This window comes from Paenibacillus lacisediminis, from assembly GCF_046567315.2.
Window position 1 is genome coordinate 239,497 of record NZ_JBKIAX020000002.1, and the last position, 23,750, is coordinate 263,246.

Below are 23,750 nucleotides of genomic sequence, written 5' to 3' on the forward strand. Positions count from 1 at the left end.
TAAAATCATCTGCCAAAAAACCTGCTAAACATGCCTTGTTTATCTTCTTCTTCCCTTACTTCCTCAATCGTTATGTACTTCTCGCCATATGTGTTTTGAATGCTGTGGATCCCCATTTCCAGTGACCTCAAAAGAACTTTTGATTCGGCCGAACCTTTATTTCTATACAAAGCGTCAACAATACACTTCACATACTTATTGTGCATTTCAATGCTTGGCTCATCATTAGTTAAGTATTGAATTGAATGTACTGTATTGATGATAAGTGCCGAGACTCCTGCTGCTATAATGTCTAGACCATATTGAACAAAACCCGTTGAACCCTTAGCAGTGAAACCGTAAAGGATACTACGGCTATTAAAAAGAAACGTGATTACAAATGGGTCGTAATGTTCCTCATTATCCATAATCCTCCGTTGCAACTCTATTTCCTCATCTAATTCATCCTGCAATCGATCATCATTTGTTTCAGAAATGTTTAACTTTGAACGTTGATTATCCATTTAGCACCTCTGCTTATTGTCATATAAGGTTCGATTTTACCAGAAGCACGGGCTTTCTCGATCCACCAAAAAGTTGTTATTTATTACCAAATCAGAAAAATAGCATGATTATTATCATTTTTCATGTATTCTTCGTCTTCATCCCCTGCTATACCTCCAGTAACCTTCAACACACCCTATTTTTTTATACATGTATCTTTTTAATGAATTGCTATTCAAATGAATTAAGGGCCCAGCGGCCTTCTTCAAGCTACTGTCAATTGGTTTCATCTTCATGTTTGTTATAGTACAATAATAACATCTGGAAAGGATCTGAGGTGTTATTGATGAAATGGTCTAAGGTTCGAAAGCAGTTTCCTGACCGTTGGGTATTATTTGAAGCTATCTCTGCAAAATCCGTCAATAAACAGCGTCAAGTGGAGGAACTGGCGGTTATTTCAGATTTTGATGATACAAATTATGCTTGGCAAGCTTATAAAGAACACCACCTCGCTGACCCCAGTCGGGAATATTACATTTACCACACCTCTCATGAGAATCTTGAGATTATTGAGCAACCCTTTACTGGAGTGCGTGGCTTACAATGAAGATTAACATGAAGAATGGCCTGCCGCTTGTCACCCTTGAATTACGCTACAAATCTACCACAATTATTCTAGAAAATGTCCTTCTTGACACTGGCTGTGCAATTTCGGTGTTTGATACTGACATTGTATCTTCGATTGGTCTCTTGATTAATACTGAGATCGGCAGAGCTGTTCGGATGTATGGGATTGGTGGTAAAAGTGAACTAGCATTTCAACAAACTGTGGACGAAATCTCAATCAATTCAAACAATCTGTCAAATTACACTTTGCAATTAGCCATGACAAAAATTCCTTACGGTTTTGAGGCAATACTCGGGGTTGATTATTTCATAAGAAGTCAAACAATCATTGACTTCAAAAACTTTATAGTTTATTAGTTTTTGATTTTTATCAAGCCAGTTTCTTTTCACATAACTCTCCCTAAAAAATGTATTAACAAATTGCTTTTTGTCGGAAGTGTTATCGATCTGCTTTCAAAAGTTGTTCTAGCTTTGGCCCTAATTCTTGTACATTCTCTTTAAAATAAGGACGAGACTGAATGCCGGGGATCTTATTCTAGAATATGCAACTGTTAAGTTTACTTTTATGTTTAATCTGGGGATTTAACTTTGTGATTATGAAACTGGGGAACGGCTTGTTCCCCCGGTGTTGTTTTCGTATTTGTTGTTTTCCGGTATTGTTGCTTCGGCGCTTGTCAGAACCCTATAACCTAAATCGATTGCAGCCCTTCCTCGGAAACCGCCCGATCGAAATCAGCCACGATCAACATATCGATCCAGCGGGCACGGCGGAGCATGAAATGAACAACCGTTTCCTGAACCAGCGAATACCATAGGGGCCTGCGGGATTGCCCGATGATCAGTTGGGTGGCGCGCACCTCACCCATTCGTTGCAGTAACGCTTCACCAATATTCCTATGGCCCCCAAGCTCAGACACCTCCATCTTTCCCCCGAGCCGTTCGCATAATTGGCGTAGCGTATCTAACCGCTTGTTATCGGTATCGGATATGGCTGCGCCACGATGTACATAATGAACGTACCATTCCGCCTTGAGCCGATGGGCGATGCGAAAGCCGCGGCGAATTAATCGTTCAGCTCTTGGACCAGTGTTTACACAGACGAAGATAACCTCCTGCCTATGCCGTGATCCGCGCTGTGAGGTATTGCAATCCCATGATTCTAAACGTTCATCTACATCGTCGGCAATTTCCCGGAGCGCCAGTTCACGCAAGGCAATCAAATTGCCGATTTTAAAAAACGAGCCCAGCGCCTGATCCACTTTTTCAAAAGCATAAATTTTCCCTTCCCGCATGCGTTGTTGCAGCATTTGCGGCGTCACATCGATCAGTTCGACCTCATCCGCCATTTTCAGTATCGCATCCGGCACCGTCTCCCGCACGCGGACGCCAGTCAACTGCTCCACCGCATCGTTCAAGCTTTCTAGATGCTGTACGTTGAGCGTAGAAATTACGGAAATACCGCTTTCCAGTAAACGAATGACATCCTCGTATCTTTTCTTGTTGCGGCTGCCCGGCACGTTCGTATGCGCGAGCTCATCAACCAGCACGACTTCGGGATGACGGGCGATGATGGCTTCCGTGTCCATCTCCTCCAATTGCGCCGACTGATAGGCGATTTTCGCCCTTGGAATAAGCGGCAATTCACCTATCTGTTCCGCTGTATCTTTTCTGCCGTGCGTCTCCAATAAACCGATCACAACATCGATTCCTTTGCATTGCAAACTATTGCCTTCTTGCAGCATTTTATAAGTCTTGCCTACACCTGGAGCAGCACCAATATATATTTTAAACGTACCGCGGCGGATCGTTTCAATTTTCCTCTCTATTTCTTTGGAGCTAAGCCTGCGGAACGGCTCTGCCCCGCCGCTTGATTTCGGTTTGATCGGCAGTATCCGCTCTCCCTCATGCTTAGCGCGATCCGCCATCAAAAACACGTCCACATTCCGCATTTTTCTCAGCACCCTGCCTGCAATTGAACCTTGCCAGCGCTCCTGCCAGCGGCTTTTCTGGGAATGCCCCATCACAATTCGGGTGACGTTATTTTGAATGGCATAACGTACGAGCATGGACGGAAGCGTGCGCAGATGCAGAAGGGGAAGTTCTTCGAATTCGGCGTCTATCTTCTCTGCCAGCTTCCGGATCGAACGCTTGAACATTTGCTGATCCTTCGATAATTTCCGTCTGGACAAGACAAACGTAACCACAATCAAGTCGCCATTCAACCGTTTGGCGATTTGCTGCCCTCTGCGCACATAAAGCGATCCGTTCCAGTGATATTGCGCCGAAACAAGGATCCGCTCCGCCGCACCCGATGGACCGACCAACCCGAGCTCCTCGCGATGCTTCTCGAGCGAATCGTTAACCCCTTCCGCCATCAGCCGCAGCGAAATTTCCCGCAAGATGCCGAGATTGCCGCGCCGGGCCAGCGCCGGAAGCGTTTGATCGCCAAGTACCCCTTCGTCAATCCGCTTCAACATCGTCTCCGGCGAAACATCGATAAGCCGCACTTCATCAGCCAGGTCCAGCGTGTCCGAAGGCACTGTTTCTTCCGCCCGAATTCCCGTCCGCTTAAAAACAATCTCATCCACTCCATCCAGCTCATATACGTTAATCGTCGTAATAATGCTGATCCCGCGCTCCATCAAGTAGCGAACATCTTCCAGGCGCGTCTTAAACTTCGCCTCCTTACGATTGCGATGAGCGAGGCCGTCAACCAGCAGCACCTCCGGATTGCGGGCCAAAATCGCTTCAAGCGGCAAATCTTTGTACTCCCTGCCTGCCTTCCACCAGTGGATGCTCGGCACTCGCTCCAGTTCCATCGTCTGTTGCACGGTTTCCGCTCGCTGCATGGTCGATATCGCACAAATGACCACATCGATCCCCTGCTGTTTTAACAGATTGCCTTCGTTCAACATATGATACGTTTTGCCCGAACCGCTAACCGGGCCAATCAAAATTTTGAGCCGCCCCTTCCGCAGTTGCGAAATCGATCGTAAAATTTCTTCCGGCGTTTTTCGCCTAAATTCGGTCACTCATTGGCCACCTCCCGAGATGGGGTCAACGATCGCTCCACCATCACTTCATCCTCTAAAAATTGCTGTACGATGGCATTAAACGCGTCCGGCTGGCACAGATTGCTTGGATCAACAGCGTCGGGTATGACATCCAATCGTCCATGGGAAAGATGAGAGACCACTTCTCTCATGCAAGCGAAGCTATACTCGCTGTAATCGCCAACCACACAAAGCGCCGGCCGATCAAAGGAAGCCAACTGGGCGGAATAATCGATACGGCTCGTTGCCAACCGCTGCCGGTACAGCTCACGTGGACGTTTATCCAGCAAATTTCGCCTAAGCTCGCTATAAGCCAAGTCCCAACGCTGATACATGAGGCGAAGCGAAGGGAACAGCAATTGAGGAGGAGCATAATCAGCCAGGCAACTAAGATATGCCGCGGCAAGCTGCAGCTTGCCGGCGATCGTCGAGTCTCCGCTGCGGCAGAAACTGTCGGCGATCACGATCGCTCTCACCCGTTCCGGATACTGTGCGGCTATCTGCTGAACGATCAACCCGCCATAAGAAATACCGACAAACACGGCATCGCGGATGTGCAGCATATTCATCAGCATAATCAAATCAAGGCATTGGGTGTCAATAATCTCATCCGGAGATTGCCGCAACTTACCCGATTGGCCATTGCCGCGCAGATCGCAAACGATCACTTGGTAATGTTTCGAGAAATAGTCCAGCTGCGGTTTAAACATACGATGCGTCCAGCCGCGTCCATGGATAAAAAAAATAGCAGTCCCGTTTCCTTGCGTTTCATAATAGAGCGAAGCTCCGTTGAGTTGTGCAATAGGCAATTGGATCACCTCGTCTTTTTGTAGAGGTTGTTCAAAAAGTCGTCTTTTGAAGATATAAGAAAGAATAGGCATCCACGTATTAGCTTCCTTATATCGCAAGAAAAGCTACCGCTAAACGCGGTCTGTCTTCCTAGAATTTACGTCGATAAACGTTTTTCTTATCACGAAGCAGGTCAGGAAGTGGTTTCGACGTCGAATCTTGAATTCAGCCGGGTGGGGCATATGCTTCCGAAGCATGTTTCCTACGGAAACATTTCAGTTGCTCACGTACCCAAAACGTACGCTCCGCTCCTTACGTCCCTAGCTTCATCCGACCTAAAGCGTTTGAAAAAACGCACTTCGGAAGCATTCGCTTTGGTGCTTAAAATCCGACTTTTTGAACTCGACTTATAGAAATCCCAGCATCTCTTTTAAAGCCAAATTAAGTTTGAGCACGTTGACCCGGCTATCGCCGAATACTCCCAGGTCGCGATTCTCCGTATATTTGCCTACCAGCGTTTCCAGGTCAGTCGCGGAAATGCCTGTTAGCTTGCTGATTCGCGGCACCTGTACCAACGCTGATTGCGGCGTAATGTGCGGATCAAGTCCCGAGCCTGAGTTGGTAACGAGGGCAATCGGCAATTGATCAATCGGTACATCCGGGTTGTCCCGGTGCCATTGCTCGATTGACGCTTGCGTACGCGCAAGCATATCTGGATTGGAAGGCGCGTAGTTGTTGGAACCGGACGCCTCCGCCTTGTAATCAATGCTCGATACGCGCCCCTGGAAATAGCTTGGGTCGGTGAACGACTGTCCGATCAATTCGGAGCCGACCACGTTGCCGTCCTTATCTTTTAATAAACTGCCATTCGCCTGATGTGGGAACAGCAGTTGCGCGAGGCCTGTGCTGACAAGCGGGTATACGATACCGCAAAGGATGATGAACAATAGACTGGCGCGCAGGGCAATCCAGAAAACAACTCCCCCGGAGCGCCCGTCCCGTCCCTCTTGCGCAATATTACTCATAGCCGGTTCCTTCTTTCCGCTTTAAGATGTTGTTCAAAAAGTCATCTCAAATCCACAAATGAACGAGCAAATCAATCAACTTGATGCCGATGAACGGGGCAACAACGCCGCCTAAGCCGTATACGAGCAAGTTGCGGCTAAGCAGGCGCGAGGCGCTCATCGGCCGGTAGGCGACGCCCCTCATCGCCAGCGGAATCAGCAGCGGGATGATAATGGCGTTAAAGATCAAAGCCGATAGCACCGCCGAAAGCGGCGAGCCGAGTTTCATGATGTTCAAGGCTTCCATTTCCGGAATGGCCAGCATGAACATGGCCGGAATGATCGCAAAATATTTGGCGATGTCGTTGGCGATGCTGAACGTGGTTAAGGCGCCGCGCGTCATGAGCAGCTGCTTGCCGATCGCCACCACCTCGATAATCTTTGACGGGTCGGAATCGAGATCGACCATATTGGCCGCTTCCTTAGCCGCGGTTGTGCCGCTGTTCATCGCCAGCCCGACATCCGCTTGCGCCAATGCCGGCGCATCGTTCGTACCGTCGCCGGTCATCGCGACCAGCTTGCCTTCGGCCTGCTCGCGGCGGATCACGGCGATTTTATCCTCCGGCTTGCTCTCGGCGATAAAATCGTCGACGCCTGCTTCCCGGGCGATGGTCGCTGCCGTCAGCGGATTGTCGCCGGTGCACATGATCGTCTTGATGCCCATCGCCCGCAGTTGGTCAAACCGTTCCCGCATGCCGGGCTTTACCGTATCCTTCAAATAAATGACACCGAATACTTGTTTGTCGACCGCCACGGCCAATGGGGTTCCGCCCTCCGAGGCGATGCGATTGGCCTGTCTCTCCAAATCCTCCGGGATCAACCCGCCTTGTGAAGCCACCCATTTGCGAATGGCGTCAACCGCCCCTTTGCGCACCTGGCGGCGGTCCTTCAGATCGACGCCGCTCATTCGCGTTTCCGCCTTGAATTCAACAAAGCTGCCACCCTCGCCGAGCGAGGCGTCATAGGATTTCCCGTTTTTCTTCATCCACTCCAGTACCGAGCGGCCTTCCGGGGTTTCGTCCTGCACCGAAGATACCGCTGCCCAAGCAGCCGCCTCATCGTTGCCCGCGCCTCCAACCGGTATAATTTCGCTGGCCATCCGGTTCCCGAAGGTAATCGTTCCGGTTTTGTCGAGAATCATTGTGTTGATATCTCCCGCAGCCTCAACCGCTTTACCGGACATCGCCAGCACATTGAACTGCGTCACCCGATCCATGCCGGCAATGCCGATGGCCGACAGCAGGCCCCCGATCGTCGTTGGGATCAAACAAACAAGCAAGGCGATGAGTACCGGAATTTCCAAATCAATATCCACATAAGAAGCGATCGGTCCAAGCGTCACGACGACGATCAGAAAAATAAGCGTCAGACTGATCAACAGCGTATTAAGTGCAATTTCATTCGGCGTTTTCTGCCGTTTCGCGCCTTCGACAAGTGCGATCATCCGGTCGATAAACGTCTCCCCGGGATCGCTGGTAATTCTCACCTTAATCCGGTCGCTAATTACGCGCGTTCCACCGGTGACCGAATTGAAATCGCCGCCCGCTTCCTTGATCACCGGCGCCGATTCGCCGGTAATCGCCGACTCGTCGACAGAGGCGAGCCCTTCGATCACTTCACCGTCACCGGGTATCATCTCCCCTTGAGAAACAACGACGATATCCCCCTTGCGCAGCTCCGTCGAAGGCACGGTTTTAACGCCATTGCCAACCACTTTGTTCGCGGTAATCTCTTTCTTCGTCCGCTTTAACGTATCGGCTTGTGCCTTGCCTCTGCCCTCCGCCAAGGCTTCGGCGAAATTAGCGAACAGTACCGTAAACAATAAGATCACAAACACAGTGAGATTAAAGCCGATGCGGTCCTCCGCATCGAAGTAACCAGGGAACACCGTCATCAGCAGTACGATGACTGTGCCAACCTCAACGACGAACATCACCGGATTTTTCATCATAACGGCCGGATTCAGCTTGATGACGCTAGCCTTCAAGGCTTGCGCAACAAGCGGACCGGAAAACATGCTTTTTTTACGTTTTTCGTTCATGGCAACTTCCCCCCATTTTCTTACTTAACGAATCGTCAGATGCTCAGCGACTGGCCCCAGGGCAATCACCGGCAGGAAAGTCAACGCGCCGATCAAAATGACGGTGCCGATCAGCAGGAAGGTGAACAGCGCATTGTCCGTGCGGAACGTGCCGATCGTCTCCGGCACCCATTGCTTGCGCGTCAACGATCCGGCGACGGCGAGCATCGCGATCATCGATATATACCGCCCGAAAAACATCACCAGGCCGGTCGTCATGTTCCAAAACGGCGTATTGTCCGCCAGCCCCTCGAAGCCGGAACCGTTGTTTGCAGCCGACGACGTATATTCGTACAGCACCTGCGTGATGCCGTGAAAGCCGGGATTCGAGATCGCCCCTTTGCCGAGATCGGTCAGGAAGGCGATCGCCGTCGGCGCCAGGATGATGAACGGGTGCGCCAGAATCGCAATCGCGATCAGCTTCATCTCGCGCGGCTCGATCTTGCGGCCAAGGAACTCCGGCGTACGGCCGACCATAAGCCCGCAGATGAACACGGCAAGTATGGCGTACATCAGCATATTGATTAGCCCGACACCTTTTCCGCCGAATACGACGTTCAGCATCATCTCCGCCAGCGGCACAAGACCGCCGAGCGGGGTCAGCGTATCGTGCATATTGTTGACCGTGCCGGTCGTCGCCGCCGTCGTCACGGTAGTGAACAGCGCGGATTGAGCGATGCCGAAGCGCACCTCTTTCCCTTCCATGCTGCCCTGCGAAGCATCGATGCCAAGCGCGTTCAGCACCGGATTGCCGCTCTTCTCGGCGGTGTAAGCAACAGTAAGGAACACAAGGAACAAGACCATCATCGCCGAAAATATAACCCAACCCTGCTTCCGGCTTTTCGCGAATCTGCCGTACATGAAGGGCAGCGACGCGGCCAACGACCACATCGACAGGATCTCAATCACATTGGTCAGCGGGTTCGGATTTTCAAACGGATGCGACGAGTTAGCGCCCATAAAGCCGCCGCCGTTGGTGCCCAGATGCTTGATCGACTCCAGCGAAGCGATTGGCCCGATCGCAATCTGCTGATTCGCGCCTTCAAGCGTCGTTACCGTCAGGGTAGAACCAAGCGTCTGCGGCACCTGCAGCGCGACCAGTACGAGCGTGACGATCAACGCCAGCGGGAAGAAAATCCGCGTATGCGCCTTAACGAAATCCTCAAAGAAATTACCCAAGGTTTTGCCCTTGCTCGTAATGCCCCGGACAAACGCGACTGCGACCGAGAGGCCCGTAGCCGCCGACGTAAACATCATCATCATGATCACAGCCATTTGCGAGAAGTACGTCAGCCCCGTCTCGCCGCTGTAATGCTGCAGATTTGTGTTCGTAATGAAGCTGATCACCGTGTTCATCACCAGCGTCGGCTCCATATTGCCGATACCGTTGGGATTCAACGGCAAGCCGCTCTGCACCCGCAGCAGCAAGTAACTTACCGCGACGAGCATAAGGTTGGTTGCGATAAAGCTGATCGCGTACCGTTTCCAGCTCATGCCCGCGCGATGCTTCAGACCGATGACCGCATAAATGGGTTTCTCGGCCCACCCGAATATTTTATCCGTGCGGTTGGGTTCGTTAGAGAAAACGTGATACAAATAATTACCGAGCGGTTTGGCGATCAGCATTAAAATACCGATTACGATTATGATTTGCAGTATATCCATGACCGTTCCTCCCACTATTAGAGGTAGTTCAAAAAGTCATCTTTCCATGACGAAGCCGTTCAAAGAAGAGGACTCGACGTCGAATCTTGAATTCAGCCGGGCCTTCCGTTGCTCACGTACCCAAAACGTACGCTCCGCTACTCAGTCCCTAGCTTCATCCAACCTTCTCGGTCCTAAAAACCTGACTTTTTGAACTTACACTATAAACAAAACTCGACGTTTTGAACTTTCACCATAAACAAAACTCGTTAAAACTTTTCCGGATGAAGCAACGCATAGATTAGATAGATCAGCAATGCAAACGTAAAAATCAACACGATGGTCATTCGCGTTCGCCTCCCGTATCCTCCACCGTTTTACCGCACCAAACGACAAATCCAACTATAAGCGCGAAGGCGACGGTCAACGTTAGTACCATCCAAATATCCAGCATCATGACACTCCTCCAATGGTTAATCCGTCAGGTGGCTGAGCAGAAACCCGACTTCCCCGCTTTTTGTGTGCACCACGTAGGAAGCACCGAGTTGCTTATAAATCGCATCCGGGTGCCACGCCGTCGTCACGACAGTTACCGCCCCGCACGACCAGCGGGAAGCGACCTGCAAATACTGGCAGCTCAGCGGCAAGCTGGTCTCAAAGATAAACACGCGACCGATCGGAAATGCGGGCACCCCGCCCATTTGATTACGGGTGGTATTTACACGCAAAATCTCATCCACTCCCAATTCCCTCAGCAACTTTTCTTCCCTTTTATTATTGGTTAGGACCGCTACCGGGACTTTTCGGTACAATAGCAACTGAACGAAGTTTCTCCCCGCTTGATTGGAAGCGGCCACTAAAATACGGCTTTTCTCCATAATTTCCTCCCCCGGATCAAGAAAGAAGGCAACAAAAAAGAAGCCTTGGAAAAGAGGAACCTTTTCCGCGGCTTCTTGCAGTCGACCCGACCGGCCCGCGACAAAATGTTGCCTCTCCACACGCTTACGAGGTTAGCTGACGGATTCGGGCGTGAGAGTCGCCCTACACCCGGCATTTGAATATGCCGGGTGATTCACCCCATGAAGCCGGCTAATGGCTTCTATTGGTTCCCCCGTTCCTTGTGTCTTTCAAGGATTCAGCGATACATGAAATCATCATTTTCAATTACAGCTAGCTGACGATTCGGGCGGTGAGAGGCGCCCTCCGTCTTTGACAAATGAGTTATGACCGATGATGACGCCCCCAACGGTTTCGATCGGCTTGCTCTCACACAAGCTTCGGCTCGTTGACTTCGTATTCGATCGGCAAATCCATTCAGAATCGAATGGCCATTCAATTCATGGATTGTATCTTACTCCTTAGCTAAATTGTTGTAAAACGATGCAGCTAGCATATCCGTGAAAAAAAGAAACTTTAAGATGAGGTTAGCGCTCTCAGAACATTAAATCTTTATTTTCCTCGCAAATACTCATGATTATATGGCTTTTCATGTATTTTTACGGAATTTTTACACCTTTGAACGGTTTATTTTATTCCTTTTTTACATTACCTTGAACTATAGTTAGAAGCGGGAATATAGACGGACAGGAGGGGTTACATGTATAAGCCGGAATCGAGGTGGATGCTATGGAAGCCTTATGTAAGCATCACTTTGCTCATCGCTTTCATGACCGTCGCCATGCAGCCGTTCGGACTAGCGTTTGATTTAGTCAACATTGCACTTCTCTATTTGCTGCCCGTGCTATTGAGTGCCGCCCTCTGGGGACTGCGTCCAGCTCTTTATGCCGCAGTTATGGGAGTCTTGGCATTCGATTTCTTTTTCGTTTCTCCAACTTTGAGTTTTACGATCGCGGACTTGCGCTATCTGATCTCGTTTGGCGTTTATTTGGCAGTAGCCGCGTTAACGGCCAGCCTGGCGGTAAAGCTGAAGAGGCAGTTGCTATACTCTAAGCAGAGGGAGGAGCATACAGCCGCGCTCTACGTGCTGAGCCGGCAAATGAGCGATATCACGGACATTCATTCCCTGCTCAATAATGTTTCCCAGCAAGTTTCACAAACCATCGGTACGGAGATTGCGATTTATTTGCCGGGCGAACAAAGCAATTTAGTGCTGACCCATTGCTCCTCGGTTCATAGCGATTGGGGACAGGGCGAAACGGAAAAAGTGATGGCCAAGCTGGCGTTCGATCACGGCGAAGCGGTCGGATACGGAACCAATACCTTGAGAGATTCTCCAGGCCATTACCTGCCGCTGAGAACCGAAGACCGTGTGCACGGGGTATTGGCGCTCAATCTGAAAGATCGGAAAAGCGGGTTCACCACCGAGCAGTTGCGGATGTTGGATGCCCTGGGCGGTATGGCGGCCAGCGCCATTGCTCGCGTGAAACTGGCGGAGGAAGCCAAAATCGCTCATTTGACGGCTGAATCGGAACGGCTTCGCACAGCTATTCTGGATTCCGTTTCTCATGAATTGCGCACTCCGTTAGCCGCCATTATCGGCTCGGCAACCAGCCTAATTGAAGGCAATTCTCTTTTTTCTTCGGAGGATCGTACGGAATTGCTTCTTACCATTCGGGATGGCGCCCTCCGTATGAATCGGTTGGTCAAAAACCTGCTCAGCATGGTGCAATTGGAAAGCGGCATGCTGCGTCTCAGAAAAAATTGGTGTGATGTAGAAGATCTGATCGGCGTCACCTTGGCACAAGTCAAAGATTTTCAGCAGCATCGAAAGCTGCGGGTAGACCTTCCAGCATCCGTTCCTATGGTAATGGGCGATGAAATTTTGCTCGAGCAAATGCTGGTCAACGTGGTCAGCAACGCGATCAAATACAGTTCGGATTACAGCGATATTCTCATAACGGTAAGACCCGAGGACGACAAGCTTGTTATCCTTGTTTCCGATACGGGAATCGGACTTGCTGGTGACGAATACAGCCGGATCTTCGAAAAATTTTACCGTTCCGCTACTGCCAAGCAAGTAACGGGCACGGGATTGGGACTTGCCATTTGCAAGGGAATCGTGGAGTTGCACAATGGAACCATAACGGCGAAGCCGAATGAACCGCAAGGGACCGTAATTAAAATTACACTTCCCCTAAGCAAGCAGTGCGGAGTACATTTAGAAGAAATGGAGGAGGATGGCTATAAATAAACATGGAGCCCGTATATTAATTGTCGATGACGAACCTCAAATTCGCAAGCTGCTGACGGTGACTTTACTGGCTCATCAGTATTCAATTCATGAAGCGTCCATGGGAGAGGAAGGAGTACTGCAGGCCTCATTGATTCATCCGGACCTGATCGTGCTGGATCTCGGATTGCCGGATATCTCCGGGATGGAGGTGTTGAATCGGATACGGGACTGGTCAAGTGTGCCGATCATCGTACTGACGGCTAAAGACAGGGAAGAAGACAAGATCGTGGCCTTGGATAGCGGTGCCGACGATTATGTGACCAAACCGTTCAGCATGGGAGAACTGGTGGCCAGAATTCGTGTAGCACTGCGCCACGCAGCCAAATCGGCAAACGAACCAGTACTTCGGATTGGTGGACTAACTATCGATTTGGCGCAGCGAATTGTGGAAATGAATGGAGAACGGGTAAAATTGACCCCGACAGAATATGACCTGCTGAAAGTCCTCGCCTCGAACGCCGGGAAGATCGTAACGCAGCGGCAACTGCTTCAGGAAGTATGGGGCAGCCATCATGATGAGTCAGAAAGTCACTACCTGAGGATCTATATCGGACATCTGCGTAAGAAACTGGAAGAAGATTCGACACAACCGAAGTTAATTGTTACGGAGCCGGGGATCGGATATCGCCTGCTTTCCGGGGAGTAATCCACCCATATCTGCCCCTTAGAAAACGGAATAACGCCCCGCAAGCTGCAGGCCTGCGGGGCGTTTCTTCCACTAGAAAAGTGTCATTCTAATGAAATAGCTTCTCTGCTTTTAATAAGGTAATTGTAAATTACCTGCGCCGCCATCGCCCGGTTGGTAAAGCTCTGCGGAGAAAGACGGCCGTCGTCGGTTCCCTGCATCAGGCCAGCCCCCAACATATCGTTGATGGCTGGCTGCGCGTAGTCAGCAATATCGCCGGCGTCGCTAAAGCTCTGTGCCGTACTTGGGTGATCCGCCGACAGCTCGGTTCCCGCCGCCGCGATGATGGAGTGAAGGATCACGGCCATATCCTGACGGGTAATTTTCGCTTCCGGTCTGAAACGGTTATCCCCTGTTCCCTGAACCAGTCCCATGCTCTTGGCCGCCGCCAAATACGAGCTATAGTACCGGTCGCCGGCGTCCGCAAAATTACTTCCGGCCTCACCAGCCGCCGGCTCAATCCCGAAAGCATTCATGGTCATCACGAGAAACTCCGCACGGCTAATGTCGTTCCGCGGCAGAAAACGTCCTTCACCGCTGCCCTTGACTACATCCCTTGCCGACAGGTAATTAACAGCTTGGGCATACCAGCTTGAAGGGCTCACATCCTGATAGGAGACCGTCTTGCCCCCGAGGACAAAATGCCCCAGACGGCCGGTATGAAATACTACCGCCTGCAAATCTTTATTGTAATGGCTGTTCAGCACCGCTTTTGCAGGGCCGCCCGCATTTATGGACCAGACCGCAAGGGAGTCGGTCTGTTCGCCTTCACCAGGGACATAAGGAACGGACACCGCAACGTCCGTCACGCTCCCCTGCCAGTCAACGTCCTTGCCGTCAATGAGCAGCGCAAGCTCGATGGCCGGTCTGCCGCCGATCAGCCCCAGCACTTCCGATGATAATCCGGCTGGAACGTCGGGACGGATAACCAGTTCCACGATGGGACCGGCCGTACCGGTACGGCTCAGCATACCCGAGGGCAGAGTCACGCGGGCATGCGGAGTAACAACCTCAATCAGGCTCCGTCCATCCGTTTCGCTAAAGAATGCCGACGGAAGCTGGGTGATAAATTCGCCGTCGAAACGGTTCCCGCTGTCGTCCAGTACAACGGATACTTTTTTAATTCCTCTCTTGTCTGCGCTGACGTTGGAAAAGGCTGCGCTGAGCTCCTCTTCAGTGATGGAGACAACAGCCTGGTTTCCGTTAATAGCCGCTTGAGCGGTGATCGTGCCGGAACCGGACGGAGCAGGCTTGACATTGCCCCCCGGGTTGACACTCGCGCCGCCGCCTACGCTGTCGGAACCTTTTCCATTATTTCCTTTTCCGCCACCGTTATTTCCCCTGTCGTCATCTTCATCATCGTCATCATCTCCGTTGTTGTCGCCCGGAACCGTTGGGGTAGTTCCATTATTGGCTGTTGTAAAGCGGTAAATCGGGCTGCGTGCCGAAGCGCCGTATTCGTCCGTAATGTCCATATACCAATAGTAGGTTTGGCGTGCCGTAAGACCGTCCCACGGCACGGAAGCAACACTGCCGGAGGTTATTCCCTTTTGCTCCCCGATCAGCGTATCTTTGTACACATTAACCGCAATATAATCGGTAGCCACCCGTTTTTGGATATCCCTGAACGCAAAAGGCTCCGTAAAGTCCTCGGTAGCATCATCGAAGAAATTGTAGTCATCCAGATATGGCGAATAGGTATCCACATCAAGCGTGCCCGCTGCCGGATCAAACTTCAGAAGCCGGACATAGCCGTTGCCGCCGTTTGGCCCTCCCTGATAGTCCGCCAGCATCTCGATCACCTGTCTGGTTGTGCCGTCCGGATGCGTCACCGTCTTCACGACCCGTTTAGCCGCATGATAATGTCCGCTTAGCACAAGCTGTACATTTTTATTGGGCGCAATCACCTGATCGAACACATTTTGCGCCATATTGGATAATGTCCCGTTGGTTTCCAGATAAGCGTGCATGCCGATGATCGCAATCCGGTCCGCATGCTTTTGCAGCACTTCGTTGGCCCACGCCACAGTCTCCGGCGTATCCTCCAAGCCAAAGCCGATGTAAAGGAAAATAAAATCATGGCCGCCGAATGAAAACAGGTCATAGTGATTCCGGTTGTTGTCCATTTCGCCGCCGTACCAAGGGTTATCCTTATACCGGTCCGCTCCAACATATTTGCCGAAGTATGAGTAATTGACTCCGTCGATGATGACATCATGATTGCCCGCCAGCACTCCGTACGGCACACCGGCATTATCCAGCTTTTTCAGATTGCGGTCGGCTACCGCCCACTGCTGCTCATCATTCGCGACGTTAACGATATCGCCCGTATGAATGGCATAAGCAAAAGTGCCTTTTTTATATTCTTCGGAAATCCAGTCCCCCAGCCTGTCAAAAATTTCGGGGTAGGATTCGGCATAATACTGCGTATCCGTAAACCACAGCATCGTAAAAGGATCGTTCGCGCTCTTGACCTCATCCTGCACCATGGCCTGAATACGCCCGTCACGGACATATCGTCCGGCCTCAATTTCGGCGGTCAGGATGATATCGGTCTCGGCGTCCTGTCCGGTCTCCGATTTCAGCGCAGTCCACTTGCCCGCATCATAATCCCAGGCATACAGGGTTACAATGCGTCCGGGCAGGGTGCGGCCTTTCCAGTAGACCTCCACCTTGTCCGCGGGTTGAACCTCTTCCTCCAACTCAATTTCAAAGCGGTGGTACGGAAATCCGGAGTCGGTATCCGTCACGAGATACTCTCCGTCCGCAAAGGCAATTTTACCGGCCTCAGCCTCGCCGATTTCAGCCTCGCCGTCCGGGTTCAGGACCAACGGAGGCTCACGGTCCGCAACATCGGTATAGCCGCTGATTCCATCCTGTCTGGCAAAATCATATTTATCCCCTTGAAGGAAGCGGACATCCATGGCATCGCCGCCAGGATCGCTGACATTGGCCCGGAGTCGGGTATTCGTCGGGACTTTGTCCGCAAAGTCAGCCGGCGATACCTCGCCAGGTTCAAGCGGCTTCTCGTCCTCGATTTGGAACGATTTTTCCAGGACGGCCGTGTTCCCCGCCCCGTCGTAGACAGTCACCTTCAGACGGTGCTCGCCTGCACTCAGCAGAGTCGAGGAGGAATCGTACGGCAATTCAACGGTTCTCCCGTCAAGCTCCGCTTCAATTTTGCCGACGCCGCTCAAATTGTCCGAAGCCAGCACATTCAGCGTAAACGGGCCTTTGAGAAACATGGAGTTTTCCAGCAGCTGACCGTCACCGTAAGATACTCCTTCGATAACCGGCGCCGTGTTGTCCACCATAACCTGAATCGCGTCGATTTCCTGTCCGTCAATCGTCATCGTCAACGGATATACTCCGTCCTGGACTGCCGCAGTATCCAATTCGGCATACCGGGCCGTGAATTTGTCGTCCGGGACCGGGAAATGAAAATCACTGATCATCGGTTTGTTGGGGTTGCTCCCGTACTCCGCGTCGCCGAAGCCGTAATACGTGTCTTCTCTGTAATCGACGGTGGTTTGCGTCAGGTTCCCCAAATAGTTCAATACCTTATCGGGCTTAACAACGCTGCCGTCCGGCAGCACCAGGTGAACATTTTTCACCTCAAAGTCATCATGATTGTTGCTGCCGAACACATTGTCATGATCCTTTAATTGATAAGGCGCATTTTCGTTGCCGGTATGCACTGAAACCTTAGTACCGGTCACAAACAGATCCGCCGGCACGTCGAACATGGACCAGGCGTCATTGGTGTATTTCGGCAGAATGCGGCTGAAGAAGCTCGGCTCCGCTGCCGGGTTTAGCGCGCTGACCGAAGCCTGGTAGATTTGGTCGACGCCGCGGGTCTGCATGCCCAGCCTTGCCTTGCCCGGCAATGTTTTGCGCAGGGACACCGGCTGGCCGTTAAAGAGGACCTCGATGTTTTCAGCCGCCTGACGTCCGTACGCATAGAAGGGAGCTTTTCCTTTCAGCATGCTTCCGCCCTCTATGGATAAGCCCGGGTCCGGAAGCTCATTGCCTGTCCCGCTCTCATTTACGGTCAGCATGCCGCCTCTGGAATTATAAGGCACTCTTGTCCGGTTGCCTGCGGCATCCGCCGCATCGATGATATAACGGTAAACGCCCGGCTCATCGAACGACAGGCTGCCTTCATAGATATATTTGCCGCCGTCCTCTCCTGTCAGCGTAAGAGGCTGCTTACCCGTGAACAGCGTCGGCTCCTCTGCAGATGCTCCATACAAGATTTGGGCGGAAGCCAACGGTTCGTCGCTCGTTACCGTAACGGAGTAGGCCTGGCCCTTCCCCAGATTGTATACGGTTTGCTCGTGCTGAAGCGTAGGCGCGACCATATCCACACCGGCCACAACCGGGACCTGGCCCGGATCAATGCTGCCGGGATTGGCATACATCCGGTTATCCAACCTCATCATGGCCGTCCCGGTTACCGGATAAGCATAGCGGACCACCGCATTCCGGACATCGTTTACGAGACGGTCCGAGCTGCCGGTGCTGGTTGAATCATACCAGGCTTCCACTATGTATTGGTCCGGAGCGTCCGGAGATGACAGGGCCAGCCCGCGATGCGTAGCATTCGGAAGATTGAAGTCCGAGGACTGCGAATTATCGTAAAAAATAATGTCGCTATCCGACAAAGTACTGTTGAAATGCAGGTTAAAATCGGCTGTTGTGGTATACCCTTTGCCATTGGCAACCGCTTCCTTGGCAAACCAGATAACGGCTGCGCTGTAGGGCTCAATGCTGGTGTGCTGCGGAATGACCCATTTCTTCGGAGCCGTCGTTCCGGGATAAAGGTACCATAGCGTGTAATCTTTCAAATCCAGGGTTTGCCCGGAATTGTTGTATAACTCCAAATACTCGTACTGGTTCCCGCTTCCCCACCGGTAATCGCCGGCAGGATTCGGCAGAATCTCGGTGATCAAAATGCGGGGAATATCCACATCGGACAATTCTCCGGTAAGCACGGTCTCATACTCCGGAGATCTGGCCCACTCGGTTCCGTCGCCCGCCTCCAGCACATAATACAGCTTGTCCCCTCCAAGGCGAGCGGAAGGAATTTCTCCGGCAAACAAGCCGTTCCCACGGTCTTCCATAAGCAGTTCGTTGTAAGAACCGTTCGCCACCGTTTTATAATACAGCTTGACGGTAAGTGAATCCCCGTCCTCATCGTATACGCCGGCCGTCACGGTTAAGGGCTGGGAACGATCCGCCGTTGCGATTGGCGCATGAGTGATTTCGGGAATGTGATTGTTTGTTGCCGTGAGCTGCGCAGGTTCAACCTGGCCGGCCGATGGCGCCGCTTCCCGGGCAAACGGGACCATCGCCGTTCCGCACGAAGGAAGCTGCAGATGTACGCTCTTTCCGTCACCGACATCATCGGCGGTGTAGTAATACTCACTGATGACCACGGAGGCATCCCCTTTGCGGGTAATGAGAAGTCCCCGGTCCGTATTGTTCAGGCCGTCCTGACCCTTAAGCATATAAACCGGCACATCATCCGGCACGGAATGATACTGCCGGAAATCGGCTTCGGTCAGATTGGCGGCCGCCCCGGTAATGGATGAGCTTGTCCGCTTCACCCACAGTACCGCTGGGCTTTCAGCCGGAATAACGACGGTATTCGGATCATCATATACCGTATCGGTTACCGTCAAATTTTTGGCGCCGCTGTTGTAGTTATATCGAATGACATATTCCTCATTGAAGGCCAGAGGCTGCCCGGAATGATTGTAGATCTCTACATACTCAAACAGGTCCGCACCGCCCGCTCCCTCAATTACATTCTGATTGGATTGGTCATCCGGGTAAATCTCAGAGATAAACACGTTCATTTCTTCTGATGAATCCGCCTTCGCCGGGACAATGAAACCGGCAAAGTTAAAGCTGGACATCACCATGCTGCACGCTAAAATAGCGGCTATCACCTTCTTTTTCATAAGCTCCTCCTTGTTGTCTTTATCCTAATAAAGACTAAAGCCGAAAGGTAAGCTGAATATGAAATGTATTCATGGGTTTTGTAAATATACAGATTAAAAAAATAAAAACGTCAGATTATAGAATTGTTCAGCTCCGCTGAAAATTCACCTCATTCAGTAGTTGTAGTAAAGCGGTTTCCCCACCCGAGCGAATCTGCTACCTACTCCAGCTTTCTTGGTCCATTGTTGAATGGAATAGTCCTATTCACTATTCGCCCATTTCCCGGGTATTTCCCAGCCTAACGGCACTAGCGTTGCATCAAATCCGATCTGACAAGATACATTTTCCAGCCCCACCAATTTTCTAATGGATGCCACAAGCGCTATTTGTTCCAAAAACGTTGCTTTCAAATTTTAACGGTTGCCATGGCGCTTATTTCACTTAAATCCGGCTATTTTTGCTTAGATTCGTGCGAATAACGGCGCTCATAACCGTTAGAATTTGGAAAAGGTCTTTTTTCGGAAAATAGCCGCTGCTGCAACCGTTAGAGTTCCGGGTAGCTTTTACGGGAAATCTTGAGCAATAGTGGAAATATTATTAATGTAAATAAAACAGGGGAACCACCCTCATGGCTCCCCTACTATTATATGCCTATATATAATTCCCCTACTCCGTCAACCAACGTTTAAACATCCGTTTCGTCGTATCCCGGTTCATCTCGGCGATCGAAGTGGTCAGCGGGATGCCTTTCGGGCAGGCGCGGACGCAGTTCTGCGAGTTGCCGCAGCCTTCGATGCCGCCGTCTTCCATCAGCGCGTCCAGGCGCTCGTCGGCGTTCATGGCGCCGGTCGGGTGCGCGTTGAACAGGCGCACTTGGGAAATGGCCGCCGGGCCGATGAAGTCCGTTTTCTCGTTGACGTTCGGGCAGGACTCCAGGCAGACGCCGCAGGTCATGCACTTCGAAAGCTCATACGCCCATTGGCGTTTTTTCTCCGGCATGCGCGGGCCCGGGCCCAAATCGTACGTGCCGTCGATCGGAATCCATGCTTTCACCCGTTTGAGGGCGTTAAACATCCGGCTGCGGTCGATGACCAAGTCGCGCACAACCGGGAATGTCCGCATCGGTTCGATGCGCACCGGCTGCTCCAATTGATCGATCAGCGCCGCGCAAGCCTGGCGCGGTTTGCCGTTGATGACCATCGAGCAGGCGCCGCAAACTTCCTCCAAACAGTTTGACTCCCAGCACACCGGAGCGGTGTGCTTGCCTTGCTGGTTCACCGGGTTGCGCTGAATTTCCATCAAAGCGCTGATCACGTTCATGTTCGGCCGATAGTCCAGCTCAAACTCCTCGGTATAAGGTTGGGAGTTCGGGTCGTCTTGGCGCGTAATGATAAATTTCACTTTTTTGCCTGACTTTTGCTTTGCGGCTGCTTCCGTTTCCGCCATCGCCATGGTTATCCCCTCCTATTTATCCTTCGAGTAATCGCGAATCCGCGGCGGGATCAGAGAGACGTCCACGTCCTCATACGAGATTTGCGGACCGTCCGGCGTCCATGTCGCTTTCGTCGTCTTCAAAAATTCCTCGTCGTTCCGCGTCGGGAAATCCGGCTTGTAGTGCGCGCCCCGGCTTTCGTTACGCAGCAGCGCTCCCAGCGTCATCGCTTCGGCCAGCTCCAGCATGTTCCACAACTGGCGGGTGAACGCCGCCCCGGTATTGTTCCAGCGGGACGTATCGTTGATGTTGATTTTCTTGTAGCGTTCCTTCAGTTCCTTAATTTTGTTGATCGTCGCTTCCAGCCTGTCATTGTAACGGACGACCGTCATATTATCCGTCATCCATTCGCCCAGTTCTTTATGAAGAACGTAGGCGTTCTCCGACCCGTTCATGTTCAGCAGGCCTTCGAATTTATCCTCCTGCGCTTGGCGATAGCGATCGAACACGTCCGGGCTGATGTCGTCCGCCGATTTTTTCAAGCTGCGGATATATTCCACCGCTTTTGGTCCGGCCACCATGCCGCCGTAAATGGCGGAGACCAGCGAGTTGGCCCCAAGCCGGTTCGCGCCGTGGTATTGGTATTCGCATTCCCCTGCCGCAAACAGCCCGGGGATATTGGTCATTTGATTGTAATCGACCCACATGCCGCCCATCGAGTAATGGACCGCCGGGAAAATTTTCATCGGAATTTTGCGCGGATCGTCGCCCATGAATTTTTCATAGATTTCGATGATGCCGCCGAGCTTCACATCAAGCTCCTTCGGATCCTTGTGCGACAAGTCGAGGTACACCATGTTTTCGCCGTTAATCCCCAGCTTCTGGTCGACGCAGACGTTGAAAATTTCCCGGGTGGCGATGTCGCGGGGCACCAGGTTGCCGTAAGCCGGGTATTTTTCCTCAAGAAAGTACCACGGTTTGCCGTCTTTATACGTCCAAATGCGTCCGCCTTCCCCGCGCGCCGACTCCGACATCAGCCGCAGCTTGTCGTCCCCCGGAATCGCCGTCGGGTGGATTTGGATGAACTCGCCGTTGGCGTAGTGGACACCTTGCTGGTATACCGCGCTGGCAGCCGTGCCGGTGTTGATCACCGAGTTGGTCGTTTTGCCGAAAATAATCCCCGGTCCGCCCGTCGCCAAAATCACCGCGTCGGAAGCGAACGTTACGATTTCCATGGAACGCAGGTTTTGCGCGGTGATACCACGGCATACGCCGTCATCGTCCAGCACGACCGAGAGAAACTCCCAGGTTTCGTATTTCGTGACCAGCCCCGCCGCTTCATGACGGCGCACCTGCTCGTCGAGGGCGTACAGCAGCTGCTGACCCGTCGTCGCCCCGGCAAAAGCGGTCCGGTGATGTTTGGTGCCGCCGAACCGGCGGAAATCGAGCAAACCTTCCGGTGTGCGGTTGAACATTACGCCCATCCGGTCCATCAGGTGAATGATGCCGGGCGCCGCTTCGCACATCGCTTTGACCGGCGGCTGGTTGGCCAGGAAGTCTCCACCGTACACTGTATCATCAAAGTGCTCCCATGGGGAGTCGCCTTCGCCTTTCGTATTTACGGCCCCGTTAATGCCGCCCTGCGCGCAAACGGAGTGGGAACGTTTCACCGGCACGAGCGAAAACAGATGCACCGGCACGCCCGCCTCAGCCGATTTAATCGTAGCCATCAGTCCCGCCAGACCGCCGCCAACGACAATTACGCTTTGTTTAGCCATTGTATTTCAACTCCTAAAAGTTTTGTATAGCGTTGCGTCATTGAATTGCTTCGTACAAAACTCGCTTCGGAAGCATCCGCTTAGTTTTGTATAGCATCACATCTTCGAATATTCGTCTTACAAAACTTACTTCGAAAGCATCTGCTTAGTTTTGTTAGCAACCGCATCTTACCTGCTTTATCCTGTAATTGTTCCCATAATAAACATATGCCTTACGCCAACAGCGCCTTCGCCGACTCCAGCAAAGCCGTTCCTTCCGCCTGGAATTCAGCCCCGCGAAATGCGATCAGCGAGCTGACAAACATCACCGTGACGATTACGAACAGCCCCATGCAGATGTACGAGGAAACGCGCTGCGCGCGCGGGCCGACGGTGATGCCCCAGCTGACCATGAACGACCATATCCCGTTGGCGAAATGGAAGGACGCGGCCACAACCGAGATCAAATACAATAGGAAGAAAACCGGTTGGGTAACGATGCTGTGCATAACCCCGCCAAGCTCTTCATGAGTGACATTGCCCAGCGCCACTTGAACACGGGTTTCCCATAAATGCCAAATCACAAACACTAACACGATCACACCCGAAATCCGCTGCAGCAAATACCGCAGATTCCGTTCCGTCGGGAACCGCCCGTTATTCGGCTTCGCCTGGAAGGCAATATACAATCCGTAGACGCCGTGGTACAACAGCGGCAGCCAGATGCCAAAGATCTCCAGCACCGGCACGAGCGGCAGGCTGTTCAGTAAAGCCACAGCTTCCTTGAATCCCTGGCTTCCGCCTTCGACCGCCGCAAAGTTGGTGATCATGTGTTCCAGAATGAAAAATCCCAGCGGAATGACTCCGAGCAGCGAATGAAGTTTTCTGGAATAAAACCCTTTCATAAGTGCGCGTACCCCTTTCTAGTTTCCATCTTCCCTTGATCTTGCGCAATTTAACCATAATCGACGAGTCGATTAATACAGCCTCTTGGTTT

16 protein-coding genes and 1 riboswitch are annotated in these 23,750 nt (G+C 51.8%); of the genes, 4 read left to right on the plus strand and 12 right to left on the minus strand.

All coding sequences use genetic code 11. The annotated features are described in order from the left end of the window. Window positions 1-5: 5 nt before the first annotated feature. Complete coding sequence (locus tag ACLD72_RS04460) at window positions 6-503, minus strand: ribosomal-processing cysteine protease Prp (protein ID WP_410996178.1); 498 nt, start codon at window positions 501-503, stop codon at window positions 6-8. Window positions 504-829: 326 nt separating this feature from the next. Between ACLD72_RS04460 and ACLD72_RS04465 the strand changes: the two genes are divergently transcribed. Together ACLD72_RS04465 and ACLD72_RS04470 are read left to right on the plus strand one after the other, a co-directional pair. Continuing rightward, the gene (locus ACLD72_RS04465) at window positions 830-1,090 is read left to right on the plus strand and encodes a hypothetical protein (RefSeq protein ID WP_251591300.1); all 261 of its coding nucleotides are present in this window, start codon (window positions 830-832) and stop codon (window positions 1,088-1,090) included. Further along, entirely contained in the window at window positions 1,087-1,467 is a 381-nt protein-coding gene (locus ACLD72_RS04470) for a hypothetical protein (protein WP_410996180.1), read from the plus strand. Before ACLD72_RS04465 ends, ACLD72_RS04470 begins: the two co-directional genes overlap by 4 nt. Before the next feature lie 332 nt (window positions 1,468-1,799). On the opposite strand, the gene ACLD72_RS04475 is transcribed toward ACLD72_RS04470, so the two are convergent. The 7 genes from ACLD72_RS04475 to ACLD72_RS04505 form a co-directional block, all read right to left on the minus strand. Then, entirely contained in the window at window positions 1,800-4,142 is a 2,343-nt protein-coding gene (locus tag ACLD72_RS04475) for a histidine kinase (RefSeq protein WP_410996182.1), read from the minus strand. Next, window positions 4,139-4,972 carry an alpha/beta fold hydrolase gene (locus ACLD72_RS04480; protein WP_458475581.1) on the minus strand — a complete coding sequence of 278 codons (834 nt, stop codon included), beginning with the start codon at window positions 4,970-4,972 and terminating at the stop codon, window positions 4,139-4,141. The genes ACLD72_RS04475 and ACLD72_RS04480 overlap by 4 nt, the downstream gene beginning before the upstream one ends. 387 nt (window positions 4,973-5,359) lie before the next feature. Beyond that, window positions 5,360-5,977 (minus strand): potassium-transporting ATPase subunit KdpC, encoded by a 618-nt coding sequence (gene kdpC, locus ACLD72_RS04485; RefSeq protein ID WP_410996186.1) that lies wholly within the window; start codon window positions 5,975-5,977, stop codon window positions 5,360-5,362. A gap of 46 nt (window positions 5,978-6,023) precedes the next feature. Further along, window positions 6,024-8,057, minus strand: a complete 2,034-nt coding sequence (gene kdpB, locus ACLD72_RS04490) for a potassium-transporting ATPase subunit KdpB (RefSeq protein WP_410996188.1) — start codon at window positions 8,055-8,057, stop codon at window positions 6,024-6,026. 24 nt (window positions 8,058-8,081) lie between these two features. Continuing rightward, window positions 8,082-9,761, minus strand: a complete 1,680-nt coding sequence (gene kdpA, locus ACLD72_RS04495; RefSeq protein ID WP_410996190.1) for a potassium-transporting ATPase subunit KdpA — start codon at window positions 9,759-9,761, stop codon at window positions 8,082-8,084. 248 nt (window positions 9,762-10,009) lie between these two features. Continuing rightward, the gene (gene kdpF, locus ACLD72_RS04500) at window positions 10,010-10,087 is read right to left on the minus strand and encodes a K(+)-transporting ATPase subunit F (protein WP_128635115.1); all 78 of its coding nucleotides are present in this window, start codon (window positions 10,085-10,087) and stop codon (window positions 10,010-10,012) included. Window positions 10,088-10,213: 126 nt separating this feature from the next. Continuing rightward, on the minus strand, window positions 10,214-10,618 hold the full coding sequence (locus ACLD72_RS04505; protein ID WP_410996192.1) for a hypothetical protein: 405 nt from the start codon (window positions 10,616-10,618) through the stop codon (window positions 10,214-10,216). A 107-nt stretch (window positions 10,619-10,725) separates the two neighbouring features. Further along, window positions 10,726-10,891, minus strand: a riboswitch (cyclic di-AMP (ydaO/yuaA leader). Between the two features lie 446 nt (window positions 10,892-11,337). Here ACLD72_RS04505 and ACLD72_RS04510 point away from each other — a divergent pair. Both ACLD72_RS04510 and ACLD72_RS04515 read left to right on the plus strand, forming a co-directional pair. Further along, window positions 11,338-12,891, plus strand: coding sequence for an ATP-binding protein (locus tag ACLD72_RS04510; RefSeq protein ID WP_458475583.1), 1,554 nt, complete (start codon window positions 11,338-11,340; stop codon window positions 12,889-12,891). Further along, on the plus strand, window positions 12,878-13,579 hold the full coding sequence (locus ACLD72_RS04515) for a response regulator (RefSeq protein ID WP_410996196.1): 702 nt from the start codon (window positions 12,878-12,880) through the stop codon (window positions 13,577-13,579). Before ACLD72_RS04510 ends, ACLD72_RS04515 begins: the two co-directional genes overlap by 14 nt. 83 nt (window positions 13,580-13,662) lie before the next feature. Here the strand turns inward: ACLD72_RS04515 and ACLD72_RS04520 are convergent, their stop codons facing one another. The 4 genes from ACLD72_RS04520 to ACLD72_RS04535 form a co-directional block, all read right to left on the minus strand. Then, the gene (locus ACLD72_RS04520; protein WP_410996198.1) at window positions 13,663-19,584 is read right to left on the minus strand and encodes an S-layer homology domain-containing protein; all 5,922 of its coding nucleotides are present in this window, start codon (window positions 19,582-19,584) and stop codon (window positions 13,663-13,665) included. Between the two features lie 646 nt (window positions 19,585-20,230). Then, complete coding sequence (gene sdhB / locus ACLD72_RS04525; protein ID WP_251591669.1) at window positions 20,231-21,010, minus strand: succinate dehydrogenase iron-sulfur subunit; 780 nt, start codon at window positions 21,008-21,010, stop codon at window positions 20,231-20,233. An 18-nt stretch (window positions 21,011-21,028) separates the two neighbouring features. Beyond that, window positions 21,029-22,774, minus strand: a complete 1,746-nt coding sequence (sdhA, locus tag ACLD72_RS04530) for a succinate dehydrogenase flavoprotein subunit (protein WP_410996200.1) — start codon at window positions 22,772-22,774, stop codon at window positions 21,029-21,031. Window positions 22,775-22,986: 212 nt separating this feature from the next. Beyond that, a complete protein-coding gene (locus ACLD72_RS04535; RefSeq protein WP_251591316.1) occupies window positions 22,987-23,658 on the minus strand; it encodes a succinate dehydrogenase cytochrome b558 subunit in 672 nt (223 codons plus the stop codon). Window positions 23,659-23,750: the final 92 nt, after the last annotated feature.